Here is an 8,802-nt window from a genome sequence, read left to right on the forward strand (position 1 = left end):
TGAAAACAATATGATCCTGTGGTAAGACTGAAGCAATTTCTAGTGGTAAGGTGGTTTGATTTGTGTTATAGTGAATGTACATGGGATAGCCTTTCTCAGTATTTTGTCCTAATTATATTGTATCAAGACTATCTCCATAAGGCAAAAAGCAACGGCTTTAAAACCGTTGCTTTTTGCGTTAGTCAGAGGGGTTTTTGTCCCAGCCTCTTTGTAGGTTTCAGGCAGGGTGAGGATCATCGCGAGGTAGATCACTGGGACTGCCAGATAGAAGAGGGCTGATGGCCAGAAACCGAAGTTCCCGTAAATCCAGCTCCAGAAGTAATTCAAGACGGTGTAGAGACCGTAGGTAACACCCCAGATGATTCCGAACATGAGGGTTGCTTTTTGTGGATTCATGTTTGGAAGTTCATGTGGAATATTGAGGTAGACTGCGTATTGGTAGAAAATGAGGAAACCGCAGGCGAAGAAGAAGAGGTAGCCGAGGAAGGCCATCTTGAGAATGGCAATGCTGGCAATTCCGGCAGTCATGGTGGCGATAGCCATAATCCCTAAGCGAACGAGGTAAGGGCGACGTTCCCGGTTAACCGGGCTCTTGAGGCGAACCAGCGTTCCTGTGATTCCTCCTCCAGAAACCGCACAGATCATGTAACCTGCAACAAAGATGTCTGGGAATTCCTTAGCCAACTGGCCTGGGATGGAGTTTAGCGACATTACATAAAGAATTAGGAAGGCTGCAAAACCAACCGCAAAGCGCCATACGAAAGAATCCTTGAGGGCTTGTCCATAAGAGTAAGTAGGAGCTTGTCCTGCCTGTCCACCGCCGGTTTCAAAGTTTTCGGCTTTAAAGAGCCAAACGAGGAAGCAGATGATGGCCATGAGGGCAATACCGCTGAGGGTCAAACGCCAGTCCATGCGGAGTGTATCTGCCCAGAAAACGAAGGCAATCGCGATCACGAAGGCTCCAATATTGTAGCTGGCGGTGATGAGAGATGAGTAGAAAATTTTATTTTCTTGGGAGACAAAGCGAACAACGATTGGGTTCATGTAAACCATGATCATGGAGCCTCCCAAGGCCATAATCATCCGAGCGACGATGTAAAGAGGATAGCTTGGCATCCAAACGGCTACGAGAGCGAAACAGAGTAAGCCGATAGCGATAATAGCAGCCCGCTTGATGCCGAATTTAACCAGCACGGCAGCTGCTAAGAAGTTGGCGATAACCCGCGCAACGGTGATGGTGTAGTTGACCATTTCAGAAATCGTAGGGTCAACCCCTTTATCTCCGAAGAAGGTACTGACAATTTGAGGGCCAAGTGTGGATCCTCCGACCCAGCTGGCGGCAAATGTAATGTAGGCGAGCAAGAGGGTATAGAACATCAGAATACCCGTCTTATTGGAAATGGATTTGTTTTCCATAGGAACCTCCCTTTTAAATGATAACGCTTACAAATATAAATATAGCACCTTGGAGAGCGATAGTCAAAGAACTTGACTCGAAAAAAACAAGAAGAGCATGGAGATTTTTGGAAGAGCCTATTCCTATCTTGCCTTTTTGGAGAATAAGGGTTATAATAAGGGTGTTGAAAGAGATTGCAAAAACACAAGTTACTCTTTTCACAATAAATTTTTTGATTTTCATAAGGAGGAAATCACGAATGGTAGTTAAAGTTGGTATCAACGGTTTCGGACGTATCGGACGCCTTGCCTTCCGTCGTATTCAAGAAGTTGAAGGTGTTGAAGTAGTACGCATCAACGATCTTACTGATCCAGTAATGCTTGCTCACTTGTTGAAATACGATACAACTCAAGGTCGCTTCAACGGTACTGTTGAAGTTAAAGACGGTGGATTCGAAGTGAACGGTAAGTTCGTTAAAGTATCTGCTGAGCGTGACCCAGAGCAAATCGACTGGGCTAACGATGGCGTTGAAATCGTTCTTGAAGCAACTGGCTTCTTTGCAAGCAAAGAAGCTGCTGAAAAACACCTTGTTGGTGGCGCTAAGAAAGTTGTTATCACTGCCCCAGGTGGAAATGACGTGAAAACTGTTGTATTCAACACAAACCACGACATCCTTGACGGAAGTGAAACAGTTATCTCAGGTGCTTCATGTACTACAAACTGCTTGGCTCCAATGGCTAAAGCACTTCACGACAGCTTCGGCGTGAAACAAGGTTTGATGACTACAATCCACGGTTACACTGGTGACCAAATGGTTCTTGACGGACCACACCGTGGTGGTGACCTTCGTCGTGCTCGCGCAGCTGCAGCTAACATCGTTCCTAACTCAACTGGTGCGGCTAAAGCTATCGGTCTTGTTATCCCTGAATTGAACGGTAAACTTGACGGTGCTGCACAACGTGTTCCAATTCCAACAGGTTCTGTAACTGAATTGGTAGCTGTTCTTAATAAGAACGTTACTGCTGATGAAGTGAACGCAGCAATGAAAGCAGCTTCAAACGAGTCATACGGATACACTGAAGATCAAATCGTTTCTTCAGACATCATCGGTATGTCATACGGTTCATTGTTTGATGCAACTCAAACTAAAGTTCTTGACGTTGATGGAGAACAATTGGTGAAAGTTGTTTCATGGTATGACAACGAAATGTCTTACACAGCTCAATTGGTACGTACTCTTGAGTACTTTGCAAAACTTGCAAAATAATCATTGAGCGAAAGCCTGCCTTTGGCAGGCTTTTTTTGCGCTTAAAATCTCGATAAGTTTTTTGTTTTCTTTCTCACAATAAGCCTACTTGTGATATAATAGGAACGTATAAAAAATAAAGAGGGGTTTTTGTATCATGGCAAAAATGACTGTAAAAGACGTTGACTTGAAGGGCAAAAAAGTCCTTATTCGTGTGGACTTTAACGTTCCTTTGAAAGATGGCGTTATTACAAATGACAACCGGATTACTGCTGCTCTTCTAACAATCAAGTATGTTCTTGAGCAAGGTGGACGCGCAATCTTGTTCTCTCACCTTGGTCGTGTGAAAGAAGAAGCGGATAAAGAAGGTAAATCATTGGCTCCAGTAGCAGCTGCTCTTGCTGAAAAACTAGGTCAAAACGTTGTTTTCATTCCAGGTGCAACTCGTGGTGCTGAATTGGAAGCAGCGATTAACGGCTTGGAAGACGGTCAAGTCCTTCTTGTTGAAAACACTCGTTTTGAAGATGTGGACGGTAAGAAAGAATCTAAAAACGATGCAGAGCTTGGTCAATACTGGGCATCTCTTGGAGATGGTATCTTCGTAAACGATGCCTTCGGTACAGCACACCGTGCTCACGCATCAAACGTTGGAATCTCAGCCAATGTGGAGCAAGCAGTAGCTGGTTTCCTTTTGGAAAACGAAATTGCTTACATCCAAGAAGCAGTTGACAACCCAGTTCGCCCATTTGTAGCGATTCTTGGTGGTTCAAAAGTTTCTGACAAGATTGGTGTTATCGAAAACTTGCTTGAAAAAGCAGATAAAGTCTTGATTGGTGGAGGAATGACCTATACCTTCTTCAAAGCTCAAGGCCTTGAAATCGGAAACTCTCTTGTTGAAGAAGATAAATTGGATGTAGCGAAAGCTCTTCTTGAAAAAGCTAATGGTAAATTGATCTTGCCAGTGGACTCTAAAGAAGCAAATGCTTTTGCAGACTATACTGAAGTTCGTGATACAGAAGGTGAAGCTGTTTCTGAGGGCTTCCTTGGTTTGGATATCGGTCCAAAATCAATCGCGAAGTTTGATGAAGCTCTTACTGGTGCTAAAACCGTTGTTTGGAACGGACCAATGGGTGTCTTTGAGAACCCAGACTTCCAAGCTGGTACTATCGGTGTGATGGATGCCATTGTGAAACAACCAGGAGTGAAATCAATCATCGGTGGTGGTGATTCTGCAGCTGCAGCGATCAACCTTGGTCGTGCAGATAAATTCTCATGGATTTCAACTGGTGGTGGTGCTTCTATGGAATTGCTTGAAGGAAAAGTACTTCCAGGTTTGGCTGCCTTGACAGAAAAATAAACACTTTAGAAAAGGTTGGGGTGGACGGCAGTCCCCCCTCTTTTTGGTGTGGTGAGTTTTATGAAGATCCTTCGTTATTTTAAGCGCTATCGTTTTAATCCTCAGAAATTCCGTTTGGGTATGCGAACCTTCAAGACCGGTTTAGCTGTTTTTCTGGTGCTGCTCCTCTTTTATGTCTTTGGTTGGGATGGGATGCAGATTGCTGCTTTAACGGCTATCTTTACCTTACGGGAGGATTTTGATCAGAGTGTCCACTTTGGCATGTCGCGGATTATTGCCAATAGTATTGGTGGCTTCTATGCTCTTCTTTATTTTATATTGGAGCGGGCCTTTCCAGGCAATCCCTGGGTTTTGCTTTTGGCGGTTCCGATTGGTGTCATGTTAACCATCATGACCTGTGTGGCCACGAATACGGGGGGAGCAATTATCGGTGGTTCGGCGGCCTTTCTGATTATTAGTTTGTCCATTCCCTATGGTGAATCGATGCTTTATGTTTTTACCCGTGTTCTTGAGACTTTTTTTGGCGTTTTTATCGCAATTTTAGTGAATTACGACCTCGATCGGATGAAGGAAATATTCCTCAAAAAATAGTGTCAGAAAAACTGACATGATAACTTGACAGATGGTTTTGCCAGCTTTATAATGGATTACAGAAAGGTTCCAAAAGATGAAAGAAAAAGAATTGCGTCGCCATTTGGCTGTTTTTCCCATGTCCAGTGTTCGGAAGTTGACGGATCTCTCGGATCGCCAAATTCGTTACTACGAAGAGCACGGTTTGGTGAAACCAGAGCGAAATGAAGGAAACCGCCGTTATTTTTCCTTAAATGATATGGATCGTTTATTGGAAATTAAAGATTTATTGGCGGAAGGTTATTCGATTGCGGACATCAAAAAACGCTTTTATCAAAGGGAACAAAAATCACGTCAAAAGATGAGCGATAAGGCTGTTCGCAGAGCCCTACACAGGGATATTGTGCGAGAAGGTCCCTTCGCTTCAGGAGGCAGTGGTTTTAGTTCTCTGGGGCCTAACCATTTTTAAAAAGGAGTTCCCTATGTCTGTTACCGCAGAACAAATTCGTCGAGAAGTTAAAGAAAAAAATGTTACCTTTATCCGCCTTATGTTTACGGATATTTTAGGCACCATGAAGAATGTAGAGATTCCTGCCACGGATGAACAGTTGGAAAAGGTTCTGAGCAATAAGGCTATGTTTGATGGCTCTTCGATTGAAGGGTTTGTGCGGATCAATGAGTCTGATATGTACCTTTATCCGGATTTGGATACCTGGATTGTCTTCCCTTGGGGAGATGAGAACGGTAGTGTTGGAGGTTTGATTTGTGATGTCTACACAACAGAAGGAGAACCCTTTGCAGGAGACCCACGTTCCAATCTCAAAAAATCGCTCAAACATATGCAGGAAGCAGGTTTTTCTTCCTTTAACCTAGGTCCTGAACCAGAGTTCTTCCTCTTCAAGATGGATGATCAGGGTAAACCAACCCTGGAAGTAAATGACAAGGGGGGCTACTTTGATTTGGCTCCAACAGACTTGGCGGACAATACCCGCCGGGAAATCGTGAATGTCTTGACTAAGATGGGCTTTGAAGTGGAGGCTAGTCACCATGAAGTAGCTGTTGGCCAGCATGAGATTGACTTCAAGTATGATGATGTGCTCAAGGCCTGCGATAAAATTCAGCTCTTTAAGCTGGTTGTTAAGACCATTGCTCGGAAGCATGGTATGTATGCGACCTTTATGGCCAAGCCTAAACACGGCATTGCTGGTTCAGGGATGCACTGCAATATGTCCCTCTTTGGTCCAGATGGGCAAAATGCTTTCTTTGACCCAGAAGATCCAAACGGTATGCAGTTGTCCGAAGTGGCCTATTATTTCTTGGGTGGCCTTCTGAAACACGCTTACCATTACACGGCTGTTATGAACCCAACCGTTAACTCTTACAAGCGACTTGTTCCTGGTTACGAGGCCCCTGTTTATATTGCCTGGGCTGGACGAAATCGTTCTCCACTGGTTCGTGTGCCGGCTAGTCGTGGGATGGGGACACGTTTGGAACTGCGGTCGGTGGATCCAATGGCCAATCCTTATATCGCTATGGCGGTGCTCTTGGAGGTTGGTTTGGATGGAATTGCCAACCGCATTGAGGCACCAGAACCAATTGAATCCAATATCTACACCATGTCGCCAGAAGAGCGTCAGGAGGCAGGAATTACCGATCTTCCATCGACCCTCCACAATGCGCTCAAGGCCTTGACAGAGGATGAGGTTGTGAAAGAAGCGATGGGCGAGCACATCTACTCCAATTTCCTTGAAGCCAAACGGATTGAATGGGCCAGCTATGCGACTTATGTTTCCCAATGGGAAATTGATAACTATTTGGAAATGTATTAATTCTGCTTTCGTCTGCAAATCGAAAGTCTATAAAAGCATCAGGTCTAGTCAACTGGCTAGGCCTTTTCTGCGTTTGCTAGTTGAAATTCCGTGGGTTTTTGATTTTGCCGGTCATTCGGTATAAAATAAAGAGAGATATAGTCCTAGTCTGTTAGTATAGAGCAGCGAGCTCTAGGTGACCTAAAACTTTCTGATGAAACTTTCGAAGAAAATTCCAATAGGTAGGGCAAGACGGGCTAAGGCAGCAATATAGGATAAACAAAAAGAGTATAGAAAGGTGTAAGGGATGAAAAATCGTTGGTCATCGGAGGAGCTTTTGGGGCGAGTTGAGGCAGATTTACTGTTTGAGAAGCAGCACTGGTTACTCTTGGTTTGTGCGGTTCTGGTAGGCTGTATTGGTCTGAACTTGAACGTTATTCCTATGATTTTGGGAGCCAAATTATTATCGCCCTTGATGCCGGCTATTGTCGGGCTGGCTTTTGGAGCTTCGTTTTTAGATTTTTCCTTGGTCAAACGGTCACTGAGGATTTTGCTTTTGCAGATTGTAGCAGCTTTGCTGTTGGCCACTCTTTATTTTTGGTGGACGCCCCTGCAAGCAGCTGGGGTAGAGTTACAGGGGCAGACGAGTTCAACGCTTTGGAATGTCTTGATTGCTTTTATCGGAGGATTGGTCGGAGCTGTTGGCTTGCGTCGTAAGGAAGTCCATCATCTAGCTGCGGGGGTGGCATTGGCTACCTCCCTAGTTCCGCCTCTTTGTGCAGCGGGTTATGGGATTGCTCATGCGGATATGACTTTTGTCCTAGGGGCGCTCTACTTGTTTGCAATCAATGTTTTTTTCATCTTGCTGGCTCATTACTTGGTTTCCTATTTAGTAGGAGATGCCGAGAGGAAGAGTCTTAATGAGGTGCTGGTGGCTACGCTGCTCCTGAGTGTGAGTCTTTTGTTAACCTTTCCAGCCAAGACGGCAGCGGATAAACTAGTTTTTGAGGAGCAGTTGCGGGTTTTTGTGGCGCAGGAATTTTCCCAATATGCGATTGTCAGTCAGACCTATGATGCACAAAAGCAGGAGTTGCGACTCAGGATCGCCGGGCGAGAGCTAAGTTCTTTTGAATTGCTGGCTATAGAAGGTCACAAAGATGATTATGGGCTGGAGCGGGTTCAGTTAGTGGTGGAGCAGATGCTCACTACTGTAGCAGTTAAGGAGGATGAGTCATGAAGGTTCGAAAAATTGGGATTATCAGTCTCTCGAGTGGAATGCTCGGGGAGGCCTTTGTAGCGCATGAGCGAGAGCTTGGTTTACGACGATTGCAAGAGTTGGGGCTGGAGGTTGTTTACTTGCCTAATGCGCTCAAGGGATTAGATTATTTAGACCAACATCCGGAAGCGCGTGCCGAGGATCTGCTAGCTGCCTTTTCCGACCCGTCTCTGGATCTGATTCTCTGTGCCATTGGCGGTTTGGACAGCTACCGCCTGCTGCCCGCCCTGTTTGCGGAGCAGCAGCTCGAGCAGGCGTTGACGTCTAAGATCTTCCTAGGCTTTTCGGATACCACCATCAATCACCTGATGCTGCAGAAGCTGGGCCTGCCCAGCTTCTATGGCCAGGCCTTTCTTCCAGATATTTGCGAATTAGCTCCAGAAATGCTTCCTTACACCCGTTCCTATTTTGAAACTTTGGTGCAAACGGGAAAAATTGAGGAGATCCGCCCAAGTTCACTTTGGTATCAAGAAAGGACTGATTTCAGCTTCGCTGGTTTGGGGCAATCCATGCCCTCCTATCCCAATCAAGGTTTCCTCCACTTGCAGGGACCAGCCACCTTTAAGGGTCCGATTCTGGGCGGCTGCCTCGAATCTCTGTATGAAATCTTAGCAGGAGATCGGTTTCCAGATCAAGCCCAGCTCTGCCAAGACTACCAACTTTTTCCTAGCCTGGAGGATTGGTCGGGGAAAATCCTCCTTCTTGAAACCAGCGAGGAAAAGGCCAATCCAGCAAAATTTGCTCGGATGCTTAGCCGCCTGAAGGACTACGGTCTGTTTGAAGTCGTTAGTGGCCTACTTTTTGGGAAACCCCAGGACCAGGCCTACATGGAGGACTACCATCGAATCCTAGTAGAGGTGCTTGACCAGCCAGACCTCCCAATCCTAGCCAATATCAATGTCGGTCATGCCACTCCTCGTTGCATTGTCCCCTTGGGTATTCCCGCCCAGGTCGATGCTGAGGAACAGGTGATTCGTTTTGACTATACTTAAAAAGAGGCTCTTTGTCAAGTTGTGTGGAATCCCTGAAAACTGACAGTTTTAGGCTTTTATTATTTAGCTTTTTAATAAGGGTGTTGAGATGGTTTTAACGTCAATCCGAATCCGGCTTCTTTCGAATTTCTATGAGATGCTTTCCCTGTGGTGGGGG

8 protein-coding genes are annotated in these 8,802 nt (G+C 45.4%); 7 read left to right on the plus strand and 1 reads right to left on the minus strand.

All coding sequences use genetic code 11. The annotated features are described in order from the left end of the window. Positions 1-108: 108 nt before the first annotated feature. Positions 109-1,416, minus strand: coding sequence for an MFS transporter (locus tag E5983_RS07260; protein WP_160333209.1), 1,308 nt, complete (start codon positions 1,414-1,416; stop codon positions 109-111). Positions 1,417-1,655: 239 nt separating this feature from the next. Here E5983_RS07260 and gap point away from each other — a divergent pair, with 239 nt between their 5' ends. The 7 genes from gap to E5983_RS07295 all read left to right on the plus strand — a co-directional run bounded on the left by gap (position 1,656) and on the right by E5983_RS07295 (position 8,645). Beyond that, positions 1,656-2,663: a type I glyceraldehyde-3-phosphate dehydrogenase gene (gene gap, locus E5983_RS07265; protein ID WP_160333210.1), complete on the plus strand. Its 1,008-nt coding sequence runs from the start codon at positions 1,656-1,658 to the stop codon at positions 2,661-2,663. Between the two features lie 136 nt (positions 2,664-2,799). After that, complete coding sequence (locus E5983_RS07270; RefSeq protein ID WP_160333211.1) at positions 2,800-3,999, plus strand: phosphoglycerate kinase; 1,200 nt, start codon at positions 2,800-2,802, stop codon at positions 3,997-3,999. Between the two features lie 60 nt (positions 4,000-4,059). Then, a complete protein-coding gene (locus tag E5983_RS07275) occupies positions 4,060-4,590 on the plus strand; it encodes an FUSC family protein (protein WP_160333212.1) in 531 nt (176 codons plus the stop codon). Between the two features lie 76 nt (positions 4,591-4,666). Beyond that, positions 4,667-5,038, plus strand: a complete 372-nt coding sequence (locus tag E5983_RS07280) for a MerR family transcriptional regulator (RefSeq protein ID WP_160333213.1) — start codon at positions 4,667-4,669, stop codon at positions 5,036-5,038. A gap of 13 nt (positions 5,039-5,051) precedes the next feature. Continuing rightward, the gene (gene glnA, locus E5983_RS07285) at positions 5,052-6,398 is read left to right on the plus strand and encodes a type I glutamate--ammonia ligase (protein WP_160333214.1); all 1,347 of its coding nucleotides are present in this window, start codon (positions 5,052-5,054) and stop codon (positions 6,396-6,398) included. Between the two features lie 286 nt (positions 6,399-6,684). Continuing rightward, positions 6,685-7,614 carry a DUF389 domain-containing protein gene (locus tag E5983_RS07290; protein WP_160333215.1) on the plus strand — a complete coding sequence of 310 codons (930 nt, stop codon included), beginning with the start codon at positions 6,685-6,687 and terminating at the stop codon, positions 7,612-7,614. Next, entirely contained in the window at positions 7,611-8,645 is a 1,035-nt protein-coding gene (locus E5983_RS07295; protein ID WP_160333216.1) for a S66 family peptidase, read from the plus strand. Before E5983_RS07290 ends, E5983_RS07295 begins: the two co-directional genes overlap by 4 nt. Positions 8,646-8,802: the final 157 nt, after the last annotated feature.

Source organism: Streptococcus danieliae, assembly GCF_009767945.1.
Lineage (GTDB): Bacteria > Bacillota > Bacilli > Lactobacillales > Streptococcaceae > Streptococcus > Streptococcus danieliae.

Bases quoted from the DNA above. Each gene is read 5' to 3' on its own strand.
- E5983_RS07290 (WP_160333215.1), top strand. From the start codon at position 6,685: ATGAAAAATCGTTGGTCATCGGAGGAGCTTTTGGGGCGAGTTGAGGCA.
- E5983_RS07270 (WP_160333211.1), top strand. From the start codon at position 2,800: ATGGCAAAAATGACTGTAAAAGACGTTGACTTGAAGGGCAAAAAAGTC.
- E5983_RS07295 (WP_160333216.1), top strand. From the start codon at position 7,611: ATGAAGGTTCGAAAAATTGGGATTATCAGTCTCTCGAGTGGAATGCTC.
- glnA (WP_160333214.1), top strand. From the start codon at position 5,052: ATGTCTGTTACCGCAGAACAAATTCGTCGAGAAGTTAAAGAAAAAAAT.
- E5983_RS07260 (WP_160333209.1), bottom strand. From the start codon at position 1,416: ATGGAAAACAAATCCATTTCCAATAAGACGGGTATTCTGATGTTCTAT.
- gap (WP_160333210.1), top strand. From the start codon at position 1,656: ATGGTAGTTAAAGTTGGTATCAACGGTTTCGGACGTATCGGACGCCTT.
- E5983_RS07275 (WP_160333212.1), top strand. From the start codon at position 4,060: ATGAAGATCCTTCGTTATTTTAAGCGCTATCGTTTTAATCCTCAGAAA.
- E5983_RS07280 (WP_160333213.1), top strand. From the start codon at position 4,667: ATGAAAGAAAAAGAATTGCGTCGCCATTTGGCTGTTTTTCCCATGTCC.